The sequence below is a fragment of the Actinoplanes awajinensis subsp. mycoplanecinus genome, assembly GCF_001509495.1.
GTDB classification, from domain to species: domain Bacteria; phylum Actinomycetota; class Actinomycetes; order Mycobacteriales; family Micromonosporaceae; genus Actinoplanes; species Actinoplanes palleronii.
In genome coordinates, this window is the sequence record NZ_LLZH01000297.1 from 1 (window position 1) to 22,427 (window position 22,427).

Consider the following 22,427-nt stretch of genomic DNA (forward strand, 5'->3'; position numbering starts at 1 on the left):
GACCGGATGAAGGTCAAGGTCAACGACGAGCTGAAGCAGCACTTCCGCCCGGAGTTCCTGAACCGTATCGACGACACGATCGTCTTCCACCAGCTGCGTGAGCAGGAGATCCTGCAGATCGTGGACATCTTCACCGCCCGGATCGAGGGGCAGCTGAAGAACAAGGACATGGGTCTCGAGCTGACCGACAACGCCAAGAAGTACCTGGCGAAGAAGGGCTTCGACCCGGTCCTGGGCGCCCGGCCGCTGCGCCGGACGATCCAGCGCGATCTGGAGGACACCCTGTCCGAGCAGATCCTCTTCAACGAGCTGCGCCCCGGCCAGATCGTCGTGGTGGACTGCGAGGGCGACCCGTCCAACATCGAGAAGTCCAAGCTGGTCTTCCGCGGCGCCGAGAAGGCGGGCGCGGTGCCGGAGACGGTGCCGGCCGACCTCGGCACCACCGCCACCAGCGAGGAATGATCGGTTAGACGCACGATGGGAACGGCCCGGCTGCTCGCAGCCGGGCCGTTCCTGTCATACCCGGGTACGACGGGCAGGTAGCACTCCGGAGTGATGACAGGCGGCCGGAGCTATCCATAACGTCCGATCCATGACGACGCATCGCCTCGCGCAGTCCGTGCTCTACTGCTCCGGCCTCGCCGTGGTGAGTGCGGCAAGCCTCGGACTGGCCGTGCTCGGGCGGCCGACCACCGCGGTCCGGCTCGCCAACGGCTGGCAGAGCCGGCTCGGACCACCGCCCGCCCTGCCCGCCCGGTTCGGTCCGGCCGCCGGGAACGCGCTGGTCGGGCTGCTGCTCGGGATCCTCGCGGTGATCCCGCTCGCCGTGCAGGTCTTCTTCGTGGCCCGGGGTGTCTGCTACGGGTGGGTCGACCCGGGACCATATGACACCTCGTGGGGTGGGCCGACCCGGGCCGGCGCCTGGGCGGCGCACTTCCTGGTCGGTGCCGTGTTCGCAGCGGCCGGGCTAGCCGCGCTGGCCGGGATCGCGGCACTGCACCGGCGCTGGACCGGCCGGCTGGCGGGGGCGCCGGGCGGCGCGTGGGTGCTGCCGGTGGTGATCGCCGCGGCTACGGCGGGGGCGCTGCTCTTCGTGGGCTGGCTACGACAGATCTAAATGCGATCGCGGATCGGGCCGCCGCCGCCGATCATGTGGGGATGCGTCAGATCCGGGCGGTCCACGATGCCCACACGATCACCGTCTACCAGGCATACTCGCCGGCCATCGCGGAACCGGCGGTGCGGGCCGGACGGTTCGTGCCGCCGTTCAAGACCGACCGGATGACGTGGATCAAGCCGTCCTTCCTGTGGATGATGTACCGCTGCGGCTGGGCCATGAAGGAGGGCCAGGAGCGGGTGCTCGCCGTGACGATCAAGCGGGACGGGTTCGAGTGGGCGCTGGAGCGGGCCGCGCTCAGCCACTACGTACGCGGTGTGCACGCGGACCGGGTGGCCTGGCGGCGGGAGTTGAAGGCGGCGCCGGCCCGGGTGCAGTGGGATCCGGAGCGGGACCTGCGGTTGCGGGAGCTGCCGTACCGGTCGCTGCAGGTGGGGCTCGGTGGCGCGACGGTGCCGCGGTACGTGGACGAGTGGGTGACCGGGATCGTGGACGTGACCGGGCTGGCGCGGGAGATCCGGGGTCGGCTGGCCGGCGGGGACGAGGCCGGTGCGGCGGCGTTGTTGCCGGTCGAGACGGTGTACCCGCTGCCGGCGGCGATCGGGGAGCGGCTCGGGGCCGACCCGGTCCAGGCCGGGTAGGCCCCGAGACCACGGACCGGGTCGGCCGGAGACAGGCGCGGGACAGCCGGCCTCGACCCGGGATACACCCCGGCGGTCGCCCAGCGATCGTGACCCGGCACTTCCTCGCGGATCAGCCACGGGACGTGGCAGCCGCTTTCGGGGACCTTCAGGTCGTACCGTCAAAGGGTTTGGATGTCGCCCCTGGGTGCGTCTCCGGTGAGGATGAAGTCGGCGCCGAGTGGCTGGACCAGGCCGTCCTCAACCAGGCCGGACAGGGCGCGGGCGCGTTGCACCTCGTCGGTCCAGACCAGGTCCAGGCGTTGGCGGGGGACCGGGCCGGTGGCGTGTCGCAGCACCTCCAGGAGCAGGCCGCGGACCTGGCGGTCGGTGCCGGCGTAGCGCTGCGGTTTGCGGCTCGGGCCGGCCGGCAGCGGCTCGCCGGTCAGTCGCCACGCGCAGACGTGATGAAAAGGGCAGTCCACGCATTTCGGCGACCGGGCGGTGCAGACGATCGCGCCGAGCTCCATGAACGCGATGCTGGCCCTGGCCGCGCGGGGTGCGTCCGGCGGCAGCAGCTCCTCCATCGCGACCAGGTCGGCCGCGGTGGTGGCCGGACCGGCGTCCGGTTTGCCCTCGACCACCCGGGAGACCACCCGGCGCACGTTCGTGTCCACCACCGGATGTCGCTGGCCGTACGCGAACGTGGCCACCGCCCGGCCGGTGTACGTGCCCACCCCGGGTAGCGCCAGCAGTTGATCGAGGTCGTCCGGCACCCGGCCGTCGTGCCGCTCGACCATCGCGATCGCGCAGGCGTGCAACCGCATCGCCCGGCGCGGATAGCCGAGCCGCCCCCACATCCGGATCGCCTCGGACTGCGGATCGGCGGCCAGCGCGGCAGGTGTCGGCCAGCGGGTCATCCAGGACCGCCAGGCCGGCTCCACCCGGACCACCGGGGTCTGCTGGAGCATCACCTCGCTGACCAGGACACCCCAAGGAGTGGTTTCCGGTTGCCGCCACGGTAGGTCGCGGGCGTTGGTGTCGTACCAGTTGATGGCTTCGTCGGCGAGAGTCATAACAGGACTTACTGTAGGCGGGTGCATGAGCTCGCCATCACCGTCATCGGCCCGGACCGGACCGGCATCGTCGCCGACGTGGCCGAGGCGCTCGCCGACGTCGGCGCGAACCTGACCGACTCGACGATGACCCGGCTGCGCGGCCACTTCGCGATGACCCTGGTCTGCACCGGCGTGTCCGCCGACGAGGCCACCGGGGCGCTCACCGTCCTGGGCGACGGGCTGCTCGCCACCGTCCGGCAGGTCGAGCCGTCGGACCAGGCCACACCCGGCGCGCCCTACCTGGTCAGCGTGCACGGCGCGGACCGGCTCGGCATCGTGGCCGCGGTGACCCGGGTGGTGGCCGGGGCCGGTGGCAACATCACCGACCTCACCACCCGGCTGACCGGGCCGCTCTACGTGCTCGTCGCCGAGGTGGACCTGGCGTCCGAGCGGGCCGAGGAACTGGCCGAGCAGCTCGCGGTGGCCGCCGCCGAGCTGGGAGTCGAGATCACCATGCGGCGCGCCGAATCGGAGCTGCTGTGAACGTGCTGACCGCCCCCGCGGCGATCCTCAGCACGCCGGCCGACGAGGTCGACCCGGCCGACCCGGCGATCGTCTCGCTGGCCGCGGACCTGATCACGACGATGCGGGCCTCACCCGGCTGTGTCGGCCTGGCCGCGCCGCAGGTCGGCGTGTCCGCGCAGGTGTTCTGCGTGGACGTGACCGGGCATCCGAAAGCGGTCACCACGCACGGCGCGTTTGTGCTCTGCAACGCCAAGGTCGTCGAGGCGAGCCGCTGGCGGCCCGGCCGGGAGGGCTGCATGTCGGTGCCCGACCTGACCGGCGACGTGAAACGGGCCGCCCGGGTGGTGGTCGAGGGGCTGCGGCCGGGCACCGGCGAGTCGATCACGATCACTACCGACGCGTTCGAGGCACGAGCCCTGCAGCATGAGATCGATCACTGCGCCGGAAAGTTGTTCCTCGATCGCGTGGCCGGTGCGCACGCGATTCACGTCCGCAAGGTCTACCTATAACGAATGATCCGCGAGTTGGTGGCGGTCGCCCGGCGCGTCGCGCACCGCCGTCGCGGGTGTCCGGGTTTACGGTGGGCCACATCATGCGTGCGACGGTTGGTCCCCTCCCACCCGCGGTCTACTGGCGGCGGCGTGTGGTCGTGCTCGGCGCCCTGCTGCTGGGCATCATCGTGTGGTTTGTCGCGTGTTCCCACGGGGACGACGACAAGCCCAACACCAAGAACGCGTCGTCCCAGCTCCCGACGCCGGCGCCGAACAAGTCCAGCGCGTCGGCCTCGCCGGCACCGGACGACGGGCTGCTCGACTCGGCGCCGCCCGGTGGCCAGGCGTACCCGGATCCCGATCCGGTGAAGTCGTCGGCCGCCCCGGATCCCGGCGATCTGCTGCAGACCACCGCGCCGGGGGTGAACACCGGCGTCAACGCGGCCGGGAACGCCTGCACCGACGCCGAGATGCAGGTGACTCCGGTGCCGGGTGCCACCAAGGTCAAGCGCGGTGTCCCGCTCGCGATCACTTTGACGATCAAGAACATCGGTACGCGTACCTGCACCCGCGACGTCGGAGCCGACCCGCAGGAGCTCTACCTCGAGCAGGGCGTGCAGAAGTACTGGTCGTCGGACAAGTGCAGCCCGACCAAGGGCAGCGACGTGGCCACGTTCGCACCGGGCGCTGAGAAGACCTTCAACGTGACCTGGAACGGCCGGCAGTCCTCGGCGTGCAGCGGCGCGGCTCCGGCCGGCCCCGCGCCGGCCGCCGGGGAATACCAGCTGCGCGGCCGGCTCGACGGGATCATCAGTGCCCCGCCGGTCGTCGTGACGATCACGTCCTGACGATTGGTCGCCGCACTCGAGCTCTATCTGGACGTCGACGCGACGCGGCGGGTCCGGACGCTGTGGCGCGCCCTCGAGGCCGAGGGCATCCCGAGCCTCGGGGAGCTGCATCAGAAACACCGGCCGCACGTCTCGCTCGCGGCCGCCAGGACCATTGATCCGTACGCGGCGGCAGCGGCCCTGAAAGGGCTGGAGGTCGGCCGCGGGCTGACCCTGCGGATGGACTTCGTGGGGCAGTTCGTCGGCCGGGTGCTGTGGCTCGGGGTGACCGCGACCGCGGAGCTGCTGGAGCATCACCGGCTGGTGCACGAGCGGCTGGCGGCCGGCGGGGTCGAGCTGTGGGAGCACTATCAGCCGGGGCGGTGGGTGCCGCACTGCACGATCTCGATGCGGGTGCCGAACCCGATGATGGCGCCGGCTATTCGCCGTTGTCTGGAGATTCTCCCGCTTACCGCGACGGTGACCGGTGCGGCGATTGCCGATCATGTGAACGGGATCGCGCAGCCGGTTTGAGGGCGGCTCTCTGCCGGATTTATTGGTATTTAGTGGTGGGGCTTTCTGGCCGTGTGGGCGGTTTGAAAGTAATTGGCAACGTTAATAGCGCTGATCATTTACGAATCGTCGTTCGCCGGCTGGCGCTCAGGGTTGCCTCGAGAGCTTTGAGGCAAACCTGAGCACCAGCCGAATTAGCGAGTCGCGCAGCGGCCAGGTGTTGCCGGGGCCTTGCGTGCAAGTCGCGCACGGCCTCCGGCTGGCGCTCAGGGGTGCCTCCAGGGCGCTGAGGCACCCCTGAGCACCAGCCGGCGTCGTGAGGCGCGCTGCGGCCTCTCGGGTGCGGGCCGTGCGCTGGACGCGCGGATGCGGAGGCCGTCCCACGGCCTCCGCATCACGTGGAACTGATCAGGCGGTGGGGCGGCTCTTGCGGACCTGGCGGCTGATCGCGACCATCCCGCCGCCGACGAGCAGGAAGCCGAGCGCGTAGAGGGCCAGCCCGGCCGGGTTGGAGCCGGTCAGCGGCAGGGACGCGTCCGGGGTGCCGGTGGTCGTGGTGGCACTCGGCGTGGTGCCGGTGCTACCGGTGCTCTCCGAGGCGGACGGCGACACCGGCGCGGACTGCGTGACCGACGACGACGGCGTGACCGACGACGGCGTCACCGAGGCAGACGGGGTGACCGAGGCCGACGCTGAGGGCGTGACCGACGGGCACGGGGAGCTCGGGGTGGTGGTCGGAGCCGTCGTCGGCGGCACCGGCGGCGTGTCGCAGCCGGCCGGCTTGGACCAGGTGCCGGTGCTGGTGTGGAAGCTGTTGTCCCGGATCGTCACCGGCTTCCCGGCGTCCGCGGTGCGCTCGACGGACTGGCCGGGCCGGACCCGGATCCGCTTGCCGTCCACCACGAAGACCGCGTCCACTGTCGCGTCCGCGCCGTTCGCCAGCCGGATGTGCAGCTCGCCCTCGCAGTCACTGCCGAAGGTCACCGCCGGGCGGGGCGCGCAGACCCCGTCGCCACCGTTGTACCAGGCGCTGCCGCCACTGGACCGGCTGCCGGGGCCGGCCGACGAGCCGAGCTTGGTGTTGCCGTAGGCCGTCCCACTGCCGGTGATCTCGTCGAGCACCGCGGAGCCGAAGATCGTGTCGACCTGGGTGAAGCAGCCGGGCACCCGGACGTCGAGCGAGACGCTGCGGTGGCCGGCGTCGACCCGGGCGGTCTCGGTGTCGTAGACGAACTGCGGCACCGCGTACGTCTTCTTCGGCGCCGTGTACGACACCAGCGAGAAGTCCTGAGTCTCGCCCGCGCAGAGCGGCTTCACCGCGGTGATCGTCGCGGTGCCGGCCGGGCCGTCGAAGGTGTGCCGATACGTGGCGTCCGCGGCGCTGACACACGACTCGCCGGTCCCGCCGGCGTAGGCGGCCGGTGCGATGCCGGCGAGGGCGGTGGTGGCGATGGCAGCGCCACCGAGAATGAGCATGAACCGGCGCAAGGCAGTGGCCCCCAACTGAAGAGTGGGTCGGGGGCGGTCTCACCACTGACTCCCCGGGCCGCCAAGCGGTGACCGATTTGACGCTCGGCCCGGATCCATCTCCCCAATATCTGGGTGCTCGCGACGAAGGTGTCCGCGGCGATCACCAGGTTAGGGGCCGTCCGGCTGCGGCGGAAGGGGCTGTAACGGTGAGTAGTGTCGACCGTCGGGAAAATGCGCCTGCTTTGTCCCGTGTGTGGCATCTATCCGGCATCAAGTCCGAAAAATTGATGGCAGAATTCACCTCAACGAGTCGGCAATGACGCAGAGTCATGCCGACTGCGGTCAGACGTAACGCTCGAGGATCGACGCCTCGGCCAGCCGGGACAGCCCCTCCCGGACGCCACGCGCCCGGGCGTCCCCGACACCCTCGACGGCTTGCAGGTCTTCCACCGTCGCGCCGAGCAGCCGCTGCAGGCTCCCGAAGTGATCGACCAGCCGGTCCACGATCTGGGCCGGCAGCCGTGGCACCTTGGCCAGCAGCCGGAACCCGCGCGGTGACACCGCCGAGTCGAGCGCGTCGGAGGCGCCCTGATATCCGATCGCCTTGGCCACCGCGATCAGGTCGATCATCTCGGTCGCGGTGAGCAGGTCCAGCTCGACCAGGGCCTCGTCCAGCGTGCGGGCCTTGCGGCCGGTCGGCAGATAGTCCCGGATGACCAGGGTCCGGTCCGAGTCGACGCCGACCATCAGCTCGTCGAGCTGCAGGGCGAGCAGCCGGCCGTCGGTGCCCAGCTCGACCACATACCCCGAGATCTCGTCGGCGATCCGGCGGACCATCTCCAGTCGCTGGACCACCGCGACCGCGTCGCGGACGGTGACCAGGTCCTCGATCTCCAGGGCGGAGAGTGTGCCGGACACCTCGTCGAGCCGGGCCTTGTAGCGCTCCAGGGTGGCCAGTGCCTGATTGGCCCGGGACAGGATGGCGGCCGAGTCGTCCAGGACGTGGCGCTGACCGTTCACATACAGCCCGATGATGTGCATCGACTGGCTCACCGAGATGACCGGGTAGCTGGACTGCTTGGCCACCCGCTCGGCGGTGCGGTGCCGGGTGCCGGACTCCTCGGACGGGATGGACGGGTCGGGCATCAGGTGCACGGCCGCCCGGACGATCCGGGTGCCGTCGCTGGAGAGCACCACGGCGCCGTCCATCTTGCACAGCTCGCGCAGCCGGGTGGCGGAGAACTCCACATCGAGCGGGAAGCCGCCGGTGCAGATCTGCTCGACGACCGCGTCATAACCCAGCACGATCAGCGCGCCGGTGCGGCCACGAAGGATCCGCTCCAGCCCGTCGCGCAGGGCGGTGCCGGGCGCCATCAGGGCGAGGTTGGCCCGGATCGGATCACTGGCGCCCCCGGTGAGGCCGACGCCGGTCAACGGGGCCACCGCACGGTGGCCCGCGCCGTTGACGCCGGGGCGCGGCGTTGAACTGGCTGCGGACTTGGAACCATCGCGGTCGAGCGGCACCGGTACAGTCTACGAACCTTCCTCCCGGGCAACGAGGCATGGTTCGATGAATGCTCCGTAGCGTGATGATTCGTCACTCTGGGTCACCTCGTGCTGTGGCTGGCTGAAGCCTTGGCCGCGTTCTGCAGCGCCGACCGCAGGTCACTGACCTCGATCACCCGCATGCCCTTGGGCGCGCCGCCCTCGGCGCCGTCACCGCAACCCGGCGGCACCAGGGCCACCTTGAAACCTAGCCGGGCCGCCTCGGCCAGCCGTCGGCCGACCGCGCCCACCCGGCGGATCTCGCCGGTCAGCCCGACCTCGCCGATCGCCACCAGGGTCGGCGCCATCGCCAGGTCGAGCCCACCGGACGCGACCGCGAGGGCCATCGCCAGGTCTGCGGACGGCTCGGTCAGCCGGATGCCGCCGACGGTGGCCGCGAACACCTCACGGTTGTAGAGCTTGAGCTGCTTGGTGCGCCGCTCCAGCACCGCCAGGACCATGGCCAGCCGTGCGCTGTCCAGCCCGGACACCGTGCGCCGGGGCGAGCCCTGCACCTCGGCGCCGATCAGCGCCTGCACCTCGGTGACCAGCGCCCGCCGGCCCTCCATCGCGACCGTGACGCAGGTGCCCGGCACCGGCTCCTGATAGCGGGTGAGGAACAGCCCGGACGGGTCGGGCAGGCTGGTGATGCCGCCCTCGTGCATCTCGAAGCAGCCCACCTCGTCGGCCGCGCCGAACCGGTTCTTCACCCCGCGGACCAGGCGCAGCGAGGAGTGCTTGTCGCCCTCGAAGTGCAGCACCACGTCGACCAGATGCTCCAGCACGCGCGGGCCGGCCACCTGACCGTCCTTCGTGACGTGGCCGACCAGGACGACGGCGAGGCCGCGCTCCTTGGCGATCGCGACGAGCGTGGCGGTCACCGCGCGGACCTGGGTCACCCCGCCCGGGACGCCCTCGGTGCCGGGCGCCGACACGGTCTGCACCGAGTCGAGCACCAGCAGGCCGGGTTTGACCGCGTCGAGGTGGCCGATCACCGTACCCAAGTCGTTTTCGGCGGCGAGGTAGAGGCGCTCGTGCAAGGCGCCGAGCCGCTCGGCCCGCAGCCGGACCTGGCTCACCGACTCCTCGCCGCTGACCACCAGCGAGGGGGTGCCGGCGCCGCTGGCCCACTGCTGGGCGACGTCGAGCAGCAGGGTCGACTTGCCGACGCCGGGCTCACCGGCGAGCAGGACCACCGCGCCGGGCACCAGACCACCGCCGAGCACCCGGTCGAGCTCGCTGACACCGGTCGGCACGGCTTTTGCCGGGGCGGCGCTGATCTGTGAGATCGGTCGGGCCGGCTCGGACGGCATCCGGGAGCTGACCACCCGGCCGGTAGCGCCGACGGTGACCGTGGACTCGATGATCGAGCCCCACTCACCGCACTCCGAGCAGCGGCCCAGCCATTTGGGTGGCTGGTGGCCGCAGGCGTCGCAGACGTAGGCCGGCCGGGCTGCTTTGGCACTGGTGCGTGTGGTCACCCGGCCAAGTTAGCCGCCCGGTACGACACAACGTCACTCGTGCTCGGTGTTCTCACCCTCAGCGGCGGGCCCACGGGAGGCCGGGGTGCCCGGAACCGCGACCGGCGCCTGGATGGTCAGGTCGGCCGCGCCGTTGCTGAACGAGAAGACCAGGTTGACCTTCTCACCCGGCTTGAGGTCGTCGCTCAGCTTGATCAGCTGCAGCTTGGCGGCATCATCGGGCTGGTACACCGCGGAGCCGAGCGGAGCGATCTTGATCTGCGCGGCGGTGACCGTCGGCGTCGGCGTGCTGGTGGGCAGCGCCGGAGCGGACGGCTCGAGCGAAGCGGAGACCGAGGCGGAGGTCGAGACGGCCGGCGCGCTGACCGGCGGAGCCTCGGTCACGAAGCCGACCTGAGCCGCCGAGACGACCTGCGGCTGCTTGATCGCGGCGCTCGTGATCGAGACCGTGACCTCTTTCTCGGTCTGGTTGAACAGGCTCAGCTCGAGCGGCGCGTTGGCCCCGCTCTTGTAGCCGGCGATGCCGTTGTACTCCACCTGGGCGTTGCGCACGAACACGCTGCCATCGGCGGATTCCGCGTTCACCCCGGCAATCGGCGTGTTAAGGATGGCGGTCTCGGCGACCTGGCCGGCCGAACAACCGGCCAGCGCGATGATCCCGGTCGTGGCGACACCCGCGACCAGGGCGGCGCGACGGGTTCCCAGCGAGCGCATCACGATCCTCCAAATAGCGACACCAAGGTGTGAGATCAGCCTAGTGGGCGGCAAACGGCCGTGTGCGCCGACCCATCCATCCGGTCCCGCCGTTCGCCGGGGTTCACACCACCGGCCCGCTGAAGATCAGCAGGAGGACGTCGATCAGCGCCACCACCAGCACCGCACGGAACAACGCGACCGGGCGGCCCCGGGCGCGCCGAGCCGCGTACCAACCGATCGGCAGGACCAGGGCGGCGGCCGCGGCGCCCGCCCACCCGGACCACGACGGCGCTCCGGGCGGTCCGAAGACCAGCGTGCCGGTCGCGGCCAGCAACAGGACGGCGGCGGCCAGCCGGGAGGCGCCCGCGCCGATCCGGTGCGGCAGGCCGCGGATCCCGGTCGCCGCGTCGTCGTCCAGGTCGGGCAGCACGTTGGCGAAGTGCGCTCCGGCGCCGAGCAGCGCGGCCGCCGCGACCAGCCAGGCCGGCGGCGCGGGATGCCCGGGCAGCGCGACCACCACGAACGCCGGCAACAGTCCGAAAGCCACCAGGTAGGGCAGCACCGAGAGGGCCGTCGACTTCAGCGGCCAGTCGTAGAGCAGGCCGACGACCGCGGCGACGGCGATGGTCTCGGCCGGCAGCGCGCCGAGCGGCAGTGCCACCACCGGCGCGGCCACGGCCGCGATCAAACCCGAGATTCCCACGGTACGACCGGACACCGCGCCACTCGCGATCGGCTTGTCGAGCCTTCCGGTACGACGGTCCCGGTCGGCGTCCAGCCAGTCGTTGACCCAGCCGACCGCGAGCTGGGTGGCGGCCACCGCCAGACCCACGCAGAGCAGCCGCCATCCGCGGTGCCCGGCGCCGAAGGCGAGCAGCGTCATCGCCGCGGTGACGGCCGCGCCGGGTTCCGGGTGCGACGAGCGCAGCAGGGCGAGCGCACGGGACATGCCCTGCAGTCTGCGGGTGACCGGGCTTTCGTGCCACGGGGTGCACCCGGTGATCGTCCGGTTTCGCACAGCCAGGCGCTCTCCGGTGGTGGTCGCGCGCCAACCGTGTCAGTCTCGATCACATGCTGTCGATGCGGCGTAACGATCCGTGCCAGTACGACGACCTGGCCGGCGAGTGGTGGCGTCCCGGCGGCGGGTTCGAGCTGCTGCACTGGCTCGCCGCCGCCCGGGCCGAGCTGATCCCGCCCTCCGCCGCGCCGGGCCGGGTCCTGCTGGACGCCGGGTGCGGCGGTGGCCTGCTCGCCCCGCACGTGCGGCACCTGGGCTATCGGCACGTCGGCGTCGACCTGCGCCGGTCCGGGCTGGTCCTGGCCGGTGAACGGGGGGTGCTGCCGGTGGTGGCGGACGTGTCGGTGCTGCCATTCGCCGACGGCATCGCCGACGTGGTGGTGGCCGGCGAGATCCTGGAGCACGTCACCGACCTGAGCGGCACGGTGGCCGAGCTGTGCCGGGTTCTCCGGCCCGGCGGTCTCGTCGTGCTGGACACCGTGAACGACACGGCGCTCAGCCGGTTCATCACGGTGACCCTTGGCGAGTGGTCCGGGGTGGCGCCGGTCGGGTTGCACGACCCGGCGCTGTTCGTGACGCCTCGCCGGCTGCGGGCGGAGTTCGCGCGGCACGGGGTGCGGCTGGCGGTGCGGGGGCTGCGGCCGAGCGCCGGCGGGTTGGTGCGGTGGCTTGCCCTACGACGTACGCCGAACGGCCGCCCTCTCGGCCGGATGGTGACCACCTTCTCCACCGCGGTCCTCTACCAGGGTGTCGGACGCAAGGCCGCCGCTCGCCTCGCTCCGCTCGCCTCGCGTGCACAGTGGTAGGTGACGGCGTGCCGGCGGCGGTGATCACCGGGCTGGGTGTGGCGCTGCCGCCGTCCGCGGTGCAGGACGACCTGTGGGAGGGGTTCTTCGCGCAGCACTACGCGGGCGGCCGCTCCGGGCTGGCCCGGCGGATCTTCGCGAACTCCGGGGTGATCACCCGCCAGGCAGCGGTGAGCCCGCTGCTCGAGGACGTGTCCGGCTGGTCCACCGAGCGCCGGATGCGCCGGTACCAGGACGAGGCGGTGCCGCTGGGCCGCGCCGCCGCCGAGCGGGCGCTGGCCGACGCCGGACGCGCCGCGTCCGACTTGGGACTTTTCGCGGTCTGCTCGTGCACCGGCTACGCCACGCCCGGGTTGGACATCCTGCTCGCCCGGGATCTGGGCATGTCACCGAACGTACAACGGCTCTTCGTCGGGCACATGGGCTGTTACGCCGCGTTGCCGGGGTTGGGTGCGGTGAGTGACTTCGTGGTCGCCCGGGGACGCCCGGCGCTGCTGCTCTGCACCGAGCTGACCAGCCTGCACATGCAGCCGGCCGGTACCGGCGCCGCGGACGTGCAGCAGATCGTCTCGCACGCGCTGTTCTCCGACGCGGCGGCCGCGGCAGTGCTCACGCCAGGACCGGGACCCGGCGCCGGATACGCCGTACGAGAGGTCGCCGCGGTCACCGACACCACCACGGCCGGGCACATGACCTGGGAAGTCACCGACCTGGGCTTCCGGATGGGGCTGTCGCCGGAGGTGCCCGCGGTGCTCTCCGTACACGTGCGCCGGCTGGTCGAGGACCTGCTCGGACGGCACGGGCTGACCATCGGGGAGGTGGACGGCTGGGCGGTGCACCCGGGCGGGCCGAAGATCCTCGACGTCGTACAGGAGCACCTGGGGCTTGACGACGAGGCGTTGGCGGCGTCACGGGGTGTGCTCTCGGCGTACGGAAATTGTTCGTCACCCACAGTGCTCCTGGTGGTGGACGCGCTGCGTCGTAGGCCGCAGCCGCCGCGCCGGATCGTCATGCTCGCGTTCGGCCCCGGACTGACGCTCTACGGCGCGCTGCTCGAGTTCTCTACAGTCGCAGCGTGAGCGGCGAACGGGGACGCGGCGTGATCCTGCATGGCCTGGCGGTCCTGCTGGTCGTCGCGGGCGGGATCTGGTGGTGGCGTGCGGAACCCGCCGTGGAGTCCGACCCGCGGCTGCTGACCTGGCGGCTCGCCGCCGAGCAACTGCTCCCGGAAACCGAGGACCAGGAGAAGTCGGACACCCTGGCGCTGGCCGCGGAGGGCGAGTACGACGAGGTCGCCGCGCTGGACGGCGGCGCGTTCCTGGTCTCGGTGGTGTGCGCCGGACCGGACGACAGCCGGGTCCGGGTCAGCCTCGGGGATGACGACTCGGGGCGCGGGCTGCGGTGCTCGGGTTCGCGGACGCCGGAGGTGTTCAGCGTCGGGGTGGGTACCGAGCTGCATCTGCGGGTGGTGGTCGAACAGGTCGGCCCGGTCATCTTCCGCTACACGCTGCAGCGCAACGAGATCGGCTGACCCGCCTGCCTCGCCTGCCGCCGCTGCCTCGACTGCTGCGGATGCCTGGCTTGCCGCCGCTGTTTCGCCTGCTGCGGATGCCTCGCTTGCCGTGGCTGCTTCGTTTGGCCGCGATCTTGGCGACTTCGGGTCGACGTGAGGACGCAAGTCGTCAAGATCGGGCTGGGTCAGAGGCGGGCGAGGTCGGGCTGGATCGTGGTGACCGAGAGGACGTGCGTGAAGGTGCGCAGGATGCGACCGGTCCCGTTGACCAGGATGGCGGCGCCGGTGCCGTCCTGCGCCGTCAGATGCAGGTGGTCGCGCAGGGCGCCCGCCGGATCCTGCAGATAGCGCACGTTCTTGCCGTCGGATCTGGGTGCCTGCGCGGTGGTGAGCCGAGTCTGCGAGGCCGCGATCGACGGCACCGTGGTCGACACGACGACCACCGCGATGTCGGCTCGGACCACGGCGATCGTGTCGGCGACCAGCCCCTCGCAGTCGCAGCCGTCCGTGATGATGACTACCACGGGTAATTGCCCGAGCAGCGGCACCGTCCGCCCGTCGGCGGCGACCAGCTCGAGCGCGGGCAGCTTGTCGGTGGGGGCCGCGGTGGCCGCGGAGGTGCGCTGAGAGGACGGCTGGCGCCCCGGCCCGGGCCACGCCGACGCGAACAGGCTGGCCACGGTAACCATGATTGCCATCGAGATGATCAGGACCGGCGCACGCAGCATCAGGGTGCCCGCCTTGCGCAGCCGGCGCACCGCGGGCCGGCGCGCGAACCGCTGCCAGCCGTTGGGCGGCGGAGCCAGGTGCAACTCCGCGCGCACGGCTTCGACCTCGTCAGACAGCTCGGACAGATCGTCCGGGATGACGATGACGCCCCACTCCTCAGGGAGGTCGGGCAATTCGTCCGACGACCCGCCGTCGGGCGGCCAGCCGCCGTTGTCGCTCGCGCCTGCCATGACTCAACCTCCCCCCTGGCCGACCAGATCGTGCTTCGGTCGGGGAACTTCCGTTCAGCGTCTCGCACGCTACGCCGCATCGCCAGTGCTGGGGCAGTGTGGACCTCAGCGATACGCTTGATCTCGCAAAGCCATCAGGTCCGGAATTTCCGACTCAGTGGTTCGACTCGTGACGTCCTGGTCACTTTGTGTTACTAAGGCAGCTTCCCGCCCTGGTGTCAAGCGGTAGAAAGCCCCGTCACAGGGCCTCTGAGCTGCACTAACAGTGACCGTCAGGGCGAGACACCGTCGCCTGAGCGTGTTACCCTAGACACAGCGAAAGGGGTTTCGAACCTATGGTTTTCAGTGTCGGCGAGACCGTTGTTTACCCCCACCACGGGGCCGCACTCATCGAGGCAATCGAGACTAGGGTCATCAAGGGCGTTGAAAGGCAGTATCTCGTTCTGCGTGTCGCCCAGGGCGATCTGACGGTTCGGGTGCCCGCTGAGAATGCCGAAGAAGTCGGCGTGCGCGAAGTGGTCGGCGAGGAAGGCCTGGGCAAGGTCTTCGATGTCCTCCGTGCCCCGCACACCGAGGAACCGACCAACTGGTCGCGGCGCTACAAGGCCAACCTGGAGAAGCTCGCCTCCGGTAACCCGCTCAAGGTCGCCGAGGTTGTTCGTGACCTCTGGCGTCGCGAGCGCGAGCGCGGTCTGTCGGCCGGCGAGAAGCGCATGCTCGCCAAGGCCCGCGACATCCTGGTCGGCGAGGTGGCACTTGCTGAGAAGAGCACCAAGGACGAGGCTGAGGTCCTGCTCGACAAGGTCCTCACCGAGGCCTGATCCAGCGACGCATCCCTCACAGCACGTGAAAAACGACGACCGCGACGTGACCGCGCAGCTTAATGCTCGCGGTGACGTCGCGGTCGTCGTTCCTGCTGCTGGTGCCGGTCTCCGGCTCGGTCCGGGCGGCCCGAAGGCGCTGCGTCTGCTCGACGGCGAGCCGTTGCTCGTGCACACCGTGCGCCGGCTCGCCGCGGCACCCTCGGTCCGGATGATCGTCATCGCCGCTCCGCCCGCCGATGTCGAGGCGGTGCACTCCCTGCTCAGCCCGGTTGCTCCGGTCACCGTGGTGGCGGGTGGCGCCGAACGGCAGGAGTCGGTGGCCGCGGCACTCGCCGTGGTGCCCGACGAGGTCGCGATCGTGCTGGTCCACGACGCGGCTCGTTGCCTCACCCCGCCCTCGGTGGTCGAACGGGTGGCCGCGGCCGTCCGGGCCGGCGCCGACGCGGTGATCCCGGTCCTCCCGGTCGTCGACACGATCAAAGAAGTCGCGCCCGACGACACGGTGCTGGGCACCGTCGACCGCTCGGTGCTCCGGGCGGTGCAGACCCCGCAGGGCTTCCGCGCTTCGGTGCTGCGCGCCGCGCACGCCGCTGCCGCCGACGCACACACCGACGACGCCGGCGCCGTCGAAAAACTCGGCATCCCGGTCCACTGCGTCCCCGGCTCCGATCTGGCCCTGAAGATCACCCGCCCGATCGACCTGGCCCTCGCCACCCACCTGCTCACCCTCCCCGACCCGGACGCCTGACCCCGCGCGCCGCGCGCCCGGCAACCGCACGTTGCACGCCGACCCCGGACCCCGCGCCGTGCGCCCGGCAACCGCGCGTTGCACGCGGACCCCGGACCCCGCGCCGCGTGTCCGGCAACCGCGCGTTGCACGCTGGCCCCGGGCCCTGCTGGCGTTGACGGTCGCCTCAAGAAACCCGGGACAGCCATCACCGCCAGCCGGATGCCGCCAGCCGGAGGCCGGACATCGCCAGCTGGTGCTGGCGGCTGTCTTGGCGGCGGGGAGGCAGCCGCCAGCGCCAGCCGGGGCCTGGTGGCGCGTTGCTTCCGGGGGTGTACCGGTGTAGCGCGGCGGGCAGCCACGCGCGGTGAGCGACGCGCCTCCCGCATCTCGGCTGGTCCTCAGGGGTGTCTTGAAGCCTCGGAGGCACCTCCCAGAACCAGCTGGGGTTGGGCGTGCTGCAGCCTGCGCGGTGGCGCGGTGAGCGGCCGTGGACCGTGAACGGACCATGTTGGTTGGTGACGAATGCCTTCACCAGCGCGAATGCGGTTGTGGTCGTCTCACGAGGTGGTTTGGGCCTTACGTGCAGAGGGTTCCAGTGGCCGCGGGCGAAGTCGTCGTGCTGCTCGAGTAGGTGGGGGCTGGTCGTCTCGGCCGTCGCAGGGGCGATGTGGGGACGCGATGCCCGTTCGCGGACGTCTGCCGCCCCCAGGTGGGCGATGGGAGTCCGCAGAACCCGATCGCGTGCCGCCGTCGTCCCACCAGCACGCGATGAGAGTCCGCAGAACCCGATCGCGTGGTGCCCCGTCGCCTCGCCAGCACCGATCGCGGGCCTCACCACCTCACCGGCGGCAAACGCGGAGGCTGAACGAGCGCCCACGCACGGTGGTGAACGTGGAGCGGGACGGGACCTCGGATGGGCTGGCGGGGTGGGTGGTTAGGGTGGCTGGGTGATCATTCCGCGGGTGGGTGTTGGCACTGACGTGCACGCTTTTGATGCTGAGCGGCCCTGCTGGGTGGCCGGTTTGGAGTGGCCCGGTGAGCCGGGACTCGCTGGGCACTCGGATGCGGATGTGGTGGCGCATGCTGCCTGTGACGCCCTTCTTTCCGCGGCCGGGCTCGGTGACCTGGGCAGCAACTTCGGGACCAGCCGGCCGGAGTGGGCCGGGGCGGCCGGGGTGACGCTGCTGGGTGAGGCGGCTCGGCTGGTGCGTGCCGCTGGGTACGCGATCGGGAACGTCTCGGTGCAGGTGGTGGGGAACCGGCCGAAGGTCGGCAAACGGCGGGCGGAGGCGGAGAAGGTGCTGTCCGCCGCGATCGGCGCGCCGGTCACAGTCTCCGGGACCACCGCCGACGGGCTGGGACTCACCGGGCGGGGCGAGGGACTGGCCGGCATCGCGGTGGCACTGATCTACAACGAGGCCCCAGCAGCCAACTAGCTGCGGCGATGCCGGGGAGCGAGGCCTGCCACCTGGTTGCCGCGATGGCTGGTGGCAAGGGGCGCTGTCTGACTGCGGTGATGGCTGGTGGCGAGGCTTGACCTCGTCGGTGGGCTCTGGCGCAAGTATGGGAACGGGGCCTGGACCAGGGACGGTCCGGAAGTGGTGCGGGTGGGGCTGGCTGACCCCGGTCCATGTGATTTACAGCTAGACCGCCTACGCTCCGACTGTGCCCGCCCCTATGGAGTCCGACACCACGCCGGAGGAACACCGCCAGCGTGCGCTCTTGCTCGCCGACCTCGGACGTTACGACGAGGCCACCGAGGAGATCGCGGCCGGGCTGAGTGCCGCGCCCGACGAGTCCGCTCTGCTGGCCACGCTGGCCCGCATCCACCTGGCCGCCGAGCAGCCGGTCGAGGCGCTGGCCGCCGCCGATCGTGCCGCCGGTGCGGAACCGGGGACGCTGCCCGCTCTCGTGGTGCGGGCGATGGCGCTCACCGACAGCAGGCGGTTCGGCGAGGCGGCGGGGATCGCCGGCGAGATCCTGCGGACGTGGCCTGAGGATGCGTACGCGCAAAGGACCGGCGCCGCGCTGCTCAGTGAGTCGCGCAACGGTCAGGAGGCGCTGAACGCCGCGTGGAACGGCGTCCGGGTGGCGCCGACCGAGGCCGAGGCGCACCTGGTGCTGGCCGTGGTCGCGGCCCGGCTGCGGTTGTTCGACCTGGCGCAGCGGGCGTACGCGGAGGCGCTCGACCTGGACTCGGCGATCGGTGACGCCGGGCTGGACGTGGGTGTGGTCCGGTTGGAGCGCCGCCGCTGGGCCCGGGCGCTGGAGGAACTGGCCGAGGAGGCGTCGCTGGGTGCCGCCCCGCCGCCGGACGCGTCGGCGCCCGAGGGCTATCCGGTCGAGCAGACGGCCAAGCCGGCCCCGCCGAAGTGGTCGGAGCCACCGGCGGTCAGCCGCCCGCGCAAGCCGGTGCTGGACGTCTCCGCGGCCTCGGGTGACGCGGTGCTCGAGACGATTCGGTACGGCGCCAACGGCACCCTGGTGGCCGCCGTGATCACCGCCTCGATGACGCTGGTCAGCACGGGTATCTCGCGGGTCTGGGCGGGGCTGATCGGCGTGCTGGTCTTCGTCGCCGTGGTGCTCTGGTTCCGCAGCCGGCTGTCCGAGCCGGTCGGCCGGGTGCTGTCCCGGCTGCGGTCCGGGGATCGGTGGCTGGCCGCCGCGCTGTACCTGACGTTCGCCGCGCCGCTGTTCCTGGTGGCGTATGCCGCGGTCGGTGGCCTGCCCACGCTGCTGGCCTGCATGGCCCTGGCCGCGATAGCCGAAGCCGTGGTGTTGATCGGCCGCCGCTGACCGGCGCAAGAGAAAGCCACCCGCACGCGGAGGCCGGGCCGCGGGAAAAGCACGCTAAGGGCCAGGCCGCAGGAGAAGCACGAGAAGGCCGGGACGCAAGGCACAACACGGGAAACGCGGGCCGTGAGGGAAAGCCGAGCCGGAGTGTTGTCCGGTTCACGTATGGTCCGTTAGGTTCGAAATCGTGGCGACGCTGGTGCCTCCGCTGTATGCCGGGATCGTCGATGACGCGTCCCTGCTACCACCAAGCCCGACCGGCCTCGCCGACGCCGAGGCGAAGTTCCGCGAGCACGCCGGGGCGTGGTATGCGGGCCTGATCGGCGCTCTGCTGGTCCCGGCCTCGCTGGTCGGCTCCGAACCGCTGCCCGGGCTGGCCGCCGGCCTGATCGCCGACCTGCCGATCGGGGTGCTGCCGGCGACCGTGGAGAAGCTGCGGGCCGCGGGCATGGTGATCAAGCACGTCGAGGCCGCGGTGGCCCGCCGCGGCGAGGACCCCCAGCCCGGCCTGGCCAGGCTGCAAGCCTTCGCCGCCGAAGAAGCCGCCCGAGAAGCTGCCGGACAAGCCGCTGACGAGGCCGCCGGACACGCCGCTGACGAGGCAGCTGCCCACAAAGGCATAAGGATCTGGGCCGAGATCCCGCTCAGCTGGGGGCTGCTCGGCGCCCTTGACACCGTCGCCGAGGCCCGTGCCGCCGGCCTGTCGATCGGCCCCAAGTTCCGGGTCGGCGGGCTGGCCGCCGAGCTGTTCCCGACCCCGGTCGAGCTGGCCGCCGTGATCTGCGCGTGCCGCGACCGGGAGCTGCCCTTCAAGCTGGCCGCCGGGCTGCGGCACGCCACCCGGCACACCGACCCGGAGACGGGGTTCACCCACCATGGATTCCTCAACGTTCTGGTCGCCACGCTCGTCGCGGTGGACGGCGGCGAGGTGGCCGACGTGGCCGAGGCGCTGGCCGCCACCCACCCGGTCCCGCTCGTCGAGCCGGTCCGGTCCCATCGGGACACGGTCCGGCCGCTGTTCGCCGGGTTCGGCGCGGCGAACGTGGTGGAGCCGCTCACCGAGTTGGTCCGCCTCGGACTGATCAACGGTGGGTACGAGTGATCGGGCTGGACTGAACCTGGAATACTTCCGGCCGTGACCCGGGTGCTGCTGCGAGCTTCAGCGGCAGCGCTCTTGCTGCTGTCCACGGTTCTAGTCGGTTGGCGGATCCTGCGCCCGGCCGAGGTGCTGGACACCACGACCGCGGCGTACCCGCTGGACGTGGTCACCGCGCCCGCCGTGACCGGGCGGATCCCGGTGGCGCCGCTGATCGTCGACGACCGGCTCCGGGTCTACGCCGCCAAGAACCAGGTGCGCGCCGACGAGCCGGTCTACGGCAAGGCCGTCTACACCACCCGCTGGTCGCTGCGCCGCTGGCCGGAGCAGCTGAGCGGGGTGGTGGCCGAGGGCACCACGGTGGTCAGCCGGTGGAACGACGGTCAGGTGATCGCGCTCGACGGTCGTACCGGAAAGGTCCTCTGGCGGGCGGACGGCCCGGACGCGCCGGATTTCGCCGGACACCGGACCGGCGCCGCGGTGGTCTGGAATCCGCCGGGTCTGCGGATCGCCGCCGGGATCGTCGCGGTCACCGAGGATCAAAACCTGCTGGGGTACGACCTGAGCACCGGCGCGCAGCGCTTCCGCGTGACGCTCCCGGCCGGCTGCGCTGACGCGTTCACCACCACCGGCGGCGCCTACGTCTGCGCGACCGGCGCCTATGACCTGGCCACCGGGCAGTCCGCGGCGAACTGGCCGGCCGGCCCGTTCACCCCGCTCGGCTGCCAGGTGGCGCACTCGAACTGTGCCGGCCTGCGGGACGCGGCCGGACAGGGCTGGCTGCTCGGGCCGGCCCCGCGCCGCGCGACCGCCCTGGACAGCCCGGACGCCACCGTCGCGGCCGGCCTGGTGGTGTCGGCCGGCACCGGCGCGGTGACCGCGTCGGCGGACGGGACCGCACCGGCGTGGAGCTGGGCCGGTCAGGCGCGGGTGCTGGGCGGCACGTCGACGACGGTGCTGCTGCTGACGCCGGAGCACTGGCTGGTCGGGCTGGACGTGCAGACCGGCGCCGAGCGGTTCCGGTACCACCTGGCGTTCGGCAAGGAGGACGACGAGTGGGACATCGGCGGCCTCATGATCGCGGAGCACTACATGGCGGTTGAGCGGCTGCGCAAGGACGGCCCGACCGACCCGGAGTCGCCGATCTACTACTACAGCACCGACACCGTGCTGATGGCCGCCTACTAGGCGTTCTCAGGCCAGCCGGGGCAGCAGGGCGGTCCAGGCCTCCTCGGCCGCGCCCGCGATCGGGCCGTCGTCGCCGAGCGCGGCCGGCACGATCGGTGGCGGCGTGTCGCGGTGGATCGACATGAGGCCGTCCCGGTACGCCGCGTCGATCTCGGCGGGGACCGTGGCCAGCAGGTCGGCACCGAGGCCCCCGAGCGCGACCAGGTCCGCGTCCAGCCCGTTGACCAGTCCGGCGATGCCCCGGCCCAGGGTCGCGGCGACCGCCCGGACCGCGTCGACCTCCGGCGGGTACGGCGGGGCGGCGGCCAGCGCCCGGGCCGCCGTGGTGATCACCCGTCGGGCGTACGTGATCGGGTCGACCGGGACCGGCTCGCCGAGTGACCGGGCCAGTGCGTGCCCGTCCACCGCGATGCCCCAGCAGCCGCGGGCGCCGCACGGGCAGCGGATCGCCGGGTCGCCGAACGGCATGTGCCCGAACTCGCCGGCCGCGCCCCGTGCGCCGATCACCGGGCGGCCGTCCTCCACCACGGCGCCGCCCAGGCCCGCCTCGATCTGCAGGTACAGCGCGACGGCCGCGCCGGTGGCGGCACCCCGGCGGGACTCGGCGGTGGCGGCCAGGGTGGCGTCGTTGCCGGCCACGAACACTTCGGCGTCCGGGCAGAGCGTGGTCAGGTCGACGTCGAGCCAGCCGGCCGTGGTGGCGTCCAGGCGCCGGTCGCGGGAGACCGTACCGGGAGCGGCGACGCCGATCGCGCGCGGACGTGATCCGTACCGAAGACGAAGTTCCTCGATCGCGGCCCGGACCGCGTCGCGGACCTCGGCCCAGGCGGCGCCGGCGTGCCCTCCGCCCAGCGCCGCGAGGCGAGCGCCGCCCAGCTCGACCGCCTCGACCCGCCAGGTCTCATGGGTGATCGCGACGGCCAGGGCGAGCGGGCCGGCCGGGTGCGGCAGCAGCACCGTGGTCGGCCGGCCCCGGCTGCCGCTCGGCGCGGCCGGGCCCTGCATCAGCAGCTCCGCCCGGCTCAGCTTGGTGACCAGCTCGGTGGCCGCGCCGGTGCCGATGCCGAGCAGCCGGGCGGCGTCGGCGCGGGTCACGCCGGGGCTCCGGTGCACCACCCGGAGCAGTTCGGTGGAGCGCGTCGTCACAGCCGATCCCC

General features: G+C 71.8%; 23 protein-coding genes and 1 pseudogene. 16 read left to right on the top strand and 8 right to left on the bottom strand.

The window, feature by feature from the left end; translation table 11 throughout:
* The 3 genes and pseudogenes from ADL15_RS34770 to ADL15_RS34780 form a co-directional block, all read left to right on the top strand.
* Positions 1-462 (top strand): annotated as a pseudogene (locus tag ADL15_RS34770) (ATP-dependent Clp protease ATP-binding subunit); the annotation flags it as partial.
* Between the two features lie 130 nt (positions 463-592).
* On the top strand, positions 593-1,117 hold the full coding sequence (locus tag ADL15_RS34775; protein WP_067700109.1) for a hypothetical protein: 525 nt from the start codon (positions 593-595) through the stop codon (positions 1,115-1,117).
* Between the two features lie 41 nt (positions 1,118-1,158).
* Positions 1,159-1,758: a DUF4291 domain-containing protein gene (locus ADL15_RS34780; RefSeq protein ID WP_067700112.1), complete on the top strand. Its 600-nt coding sequence runs from the start codon at positions 1,159-1,161 to the stop codon at positions 1,756-1,758.
* Between the two features lie 161 nt (positions 1,759-1,919).
* On the opposite strand, the gene ADL15_RS34785 is transcribed toward ADL15_RS34780, so the two are convergent.
* Positions 1,920-2,813 (bottom strand): HhH-GPD family protein, encoded by an 894-nt coding sequence (locus ADL15_RS34785; RefSeq protein ID WP_067700115.1) that lies wholly within the window; start codon positions 2,811-2,813, stop codon positions 1,920-1,922.
* Between the two features lie 21 nt (positions 2,814-2,834).
* Between ADL15_RS34785 and ADL15_RS34790 the strand changes: the two genes are divergently transcribed.
* The 4 genes from ADL15_RS34790 to ADL15_RS34805 all read left to right on the top strand — a co-directional run bounded on the left by ADL15_RS34790 (position 2,835) and on the right by ADL15_RS34805 (position 5,172).
* On the top strand, positions 2,835-3,338 hold the full coding sequence (locus ADL15_RS34790; RefSeq protein ID WP_067700118.1) for a glycine cleavage system protein R: 504 nt from the start codon (positions 2,835-2,837) through the stop codon (positions 3,336-3,338).
* Positions 3,323-3,829 (top strand): peptide deformylase, encoded by a 507-nt coding sequence (gene def, locus ADL15_RS34795; RefSeq protein ID WP_067700121.1) that lies wholly within the window; start codon positions 3,323-3,325, stop codon positions 3,827-3,829. Before ADL15_RS34790 ends, def begins: the two co-directional genes overlap by 16 nt.
* An 83-nt stretch (positions 3,830-3,912) precedes the next feature.
* A complete protein-coding gene (locus ADL15_RS34800; RefSeq protein ID WP_067700124.1) occupies positions 3,913-4,659 on the top strand; it encodes an adhesin in 747 nt (248 codons plus the stop codon).
* Positions 4,660-4,662: 3 nt separating this feature from the next.
* Positions 4,663-5,172, top strand: coding sequence for a 2'-5' RNA ligase family protein (locus ADL15_RS34805; protein WP_067700127.1), 510 nt, complete (start codon positions 4,663-4,665; stop codon positions 5,170-5,172).
* A gap of 387 nt (positions 5,173-5,559) precedes the next feature.
* Here ADL15_RS34805 and ADL15_RS34810 read toward each other — a convergent pair whose 3' ends face one another.
* The 5 genes from ADL15_RS34810 to ADL15_RS34830 all read right to left on the bottom strand — a co-directional run bounded on the left by ADL15_RS34810 (position 5,560) and on the right by ADL15_RS34830 (position 11,292).
* Positions 5,560-6,627 (bottom strand): hypothetical protein, encoded by a 1,068-nt coding sequence (locus ADL15_RS34810; RefSeq protein WP_067700130.1) that lies wholly within the window; start codon positions 6,625-6,627, stop codon positions 5,560-5,562.
* Between the two features lie 336 nt (positions 6,628-6,963).
* Positions 6,964-8,064 (bottom strand): DNA integrity scanning diadenylate cyclase DisA, encoded by a 1,101-nt coding sequence (gene disA, locus ADL15_RS34815; protein WP_373873075.1) that lies wholly within the window; start codon positions 8,062-8,064, stop codon positions 6,964-6,966.
* A gap of 164 nt (positions 8,065-8,228) precedes the next feature.
* On the bottom strand, positions 8,229-9,647 hold the full coding sequence (radA, locus tag ADL15_RS34820) for a DNA repair protein RadA (protein ID WP_067700136.1): 1,419 nt from the start codon (positions 9,645-9,647) through the stop codon (positions 8,229-8,231).
* Positions 9,648-9,680: 33 nt separating this feature from the next.
* Complete coding sequence (locus ADL15_RS34825) at positions 9,681-10,361, bottom strand: hypothetical protein (RefSeq protein ID WP_067700139.1); 681 nt, start codon at positions 10,359-10,361, stop codon at positions 9,681-9,683.
* Between the two features lie 103 nt (positions 10,362-10,464).
* Entirely contained in the window at positions 10,465-11,292 is an 828-nt protein-coding gene (locus tag ADL15_RS34830) for a UbiA family prenyltransferase (RefSeq protein WP_067700143.1), read from the bottom strand.
* A gap of 122 nt (positions 11,293-11,414) precedes the next feature.
* Here ADL15_RS34830 and ADL15_RS34835 point away from each other — a divergent pair, with 122 nt between their 5' ends.
* From ADL15_RS34835 to ADL15_RS34845, 3 genes are read left to right on the top strand one after another with little or no spacing between them, the layout of a single operon-like run.
* Positions 11,415-12,167, top strand: a complete 753-nt coding sequence (locus ADL15_RS34835) for a methyltransferase domain-containing protein (RefSeq protein ID WP_067700146.1) — start codon at positions 11,415-11,417, stop codon at positions 12,165-12,167.
* Between the two features lie 8 nt (positions 12,168-12,175).
* Positions 12,176-13,246, top strand: coding sequence for a type III polyketide synthase (locus ADL15_RS34840; protein WP_157441798.1), 1,071 nt, complete (start codon positions 12,176-12,178; stop codon positions 13,244-13,246).
* Positions 13,243-13,698 (top strand): DUF6023 family protein, encoded by a 456-nt coding sequence (locus tag ADL15_RS34845; protein ID WP_067700150.1) that lies wholly within the window; start codon positions 13,243-13,245, stop codon positions 13,696-13,698. Before ADL15_RS34840 ends, ADL15_RS34845 begins: the two co-directional genes overlap by 4 nt.
* Positions 13,699-13,865: 167 nt before the next feature.
* On the opposite strand, the gene ADL15_RS34850 is transcribed toward ADL15_RS34845, so the two are convergent.
* On the bottom strand, positions 13,866-14,639 hold the full coding sequence (locus tag ADL15_RS34850) for a hypothetical protein (protein ID WP_067700153.1): 774 nt from the start codon (positions 14,637-14,639) through the stop codon (positions 13,866-13,868).
* A 335-nt stretch (positions 14,640-14,974) separates the two neighbouring features.
* Here ADL15_RS34850 and ADL15_RS34855 point away from each other — a divergent pair, with 335 nt between their 5' ends.
* The 6 genes from ADL15_RS34855 (at position 14,975) to ADL15_RS34880 (ending at position 21,270) form a co-directional block, all read left to right on the top strand.
* The gene (locus tag ADL15_RS34855; RefSeq protein WP_014447856.1) at positions 14,975-15,460 is read left to right on the top strand and encodes a CarD family transcriptional regulator; all 486 of its coding nucleotides are present in this window, start codon (positions 14,975-14,977) and stop codon (positions 15,458-15,460) included.
* 46 nt (positions 15,461-15,506) lie between these two features.
* Entirely contained in the window at positions 15,507-16,211 is a 705-nt protein-coding gene (gene ispD, locus ADL15_RS34860; RefSeq protein WP_067700264.1) for a 2-C-methyl-D-erythritol 4-phosphate cytidylyltransferase, read from the top strand.
* A gap of 929 nt (positions 16,212-17,140) precedes the next feature.
* Positions 17,141-17,629 (top strand): 2-C-methyl-D-erythritol 2,4-cyclodiphosphate synthase, encoded by a 489-nt coding sequence (gene ispF, locus ADL15_RS34865; protein WP_067700156.1) that lies wholly within the window; start codon positions 17,141-17,143, stop codon positions 17,627-17,629.
* A 229-nt stretch (positions 17,630-17,858) separates the two neighbouring features.
* On the top strand, positions 17,859-18,989 hold the full coding sequence (locus ADL15_RS34870) for a hypothetical protein (RefSeq protein ID WP_232344741.1): 1,131 nt from the start codon (positions 17,859-17,861) through the stop codon (positions 18,987-18,989).
* A 184-nt stretch (positions 18,990-19,173) separates the two neighbouring features.
* Entirely contained in the window at positions 19,174-20,088 is a 915-nt protein-coding gene (locus ADL15_RS34875) for a hypothetical protein (protein WP_067700162.1), read from the top strand.
* Positions 20,089-20,121: 33 nt separating this feature from the next.
* Positions 20,122-21,270, top strand: coding sequence for a PQQ-binding-like beta-propeller repeat protein (locus tag ADL15_RS34880; RefSeq protein ID WP_067700166.1), 1,149 nt, complete (start codon positions 20,122-20,124; stop codon positions 21,268-21,270).
* A 6-nt stretch (positions 21,271-21,276) separates the two neighbouring features.
* Here the strand turns inward: ADL15_RS34880 and ADL15_RS34885 are convergent, their stop codons facing one another.
* Entirely contained in the window at positions 21,277-22,416 is a 1,140-nt protein-coding gene (locus ADL15_RS34885; RefSeq protein ID WP_067700169.1) for an ROK family protein, read from the bottom strand.
* Positions 22,417-22,427 lie beyond the last annotated feature (11 nt).

Excerpts from the sequence above, each read along its gene's own strand:
- ADL15_RS34775 (WP_067700109.1), top strand. The coding sequence starts at position 593 with ATGACGACGCATCGCCTCGCGCAGTCCGTGCTCTACTGCTCCGGCCTC.
- ADL15_RS34780 (WP_067700112.1), top strand. The coding sequence starts at position 1,159 with ATGCGTCAGATCCGGGCGGTCCACGATGCCCACACGATCACCGTCTAC.
- ADL15_RS34785 (WP_067700115.1), bottom strand. The coding sequence starts at position 2,813 with ATGACTCTCGCCGACGAAGCCATCAACTGGTACGACACCAACGCCCGC.
- ADL15_RS34800 (WP_067700124.1), top strand. The coding sequence starts at position 3,913 with ATGCGTGCGACGGTTGGTCCCCTCCCACCCGCGGTCTACTGGCGGCGG.
- ADL15_RS34810 (WP_067700130.1), bottom strand. The coding sequence starts at position 6,627 with ATGCTCATTCTCGGTGGCGCTGCCATCGCCACCACCGCCCTCGCCGGC.
- ADL15_RS34825 (WP_067700139.1), bottom strand. The coding sequence starts at position 10,361 with ATGCGCTCGCTGGGAACCCGTCGCGCCGCCCTGGTCGCGGGTGTCGCC.
- ADL15_RS34830 (WP_067700143.1), bottom strand. The coding sequence starts at position 11,292 with ATGTCCCGTGCGCTCGCCCTGCTGCGCTCGTCGCACCCGGAACCCGGC.
- ADL15_RS34835 (WP_067700146.1), top strand. The coding sequence starts at position 11,415 with ATGCTGTCGATGCGGCGTAACGATCCGTGCCAGTACGACGACCTGGCC.
- ADL15_RS34850 (WP_067700153.1), bottom strand. The coding sequence starts at position 14,639 with ATGGCAGGCGCGAGCGACAACGGCGGCTGGCCGCCCGACGGCGGGTCG.
- ADL15_RS34855 (WP_014447856.1), top strand. The coding sequence starts at position 14,975 with ATGGTTTTCAGTGTCGGCGAGACCGTTGTTTACCCCCACCACGGGGCC.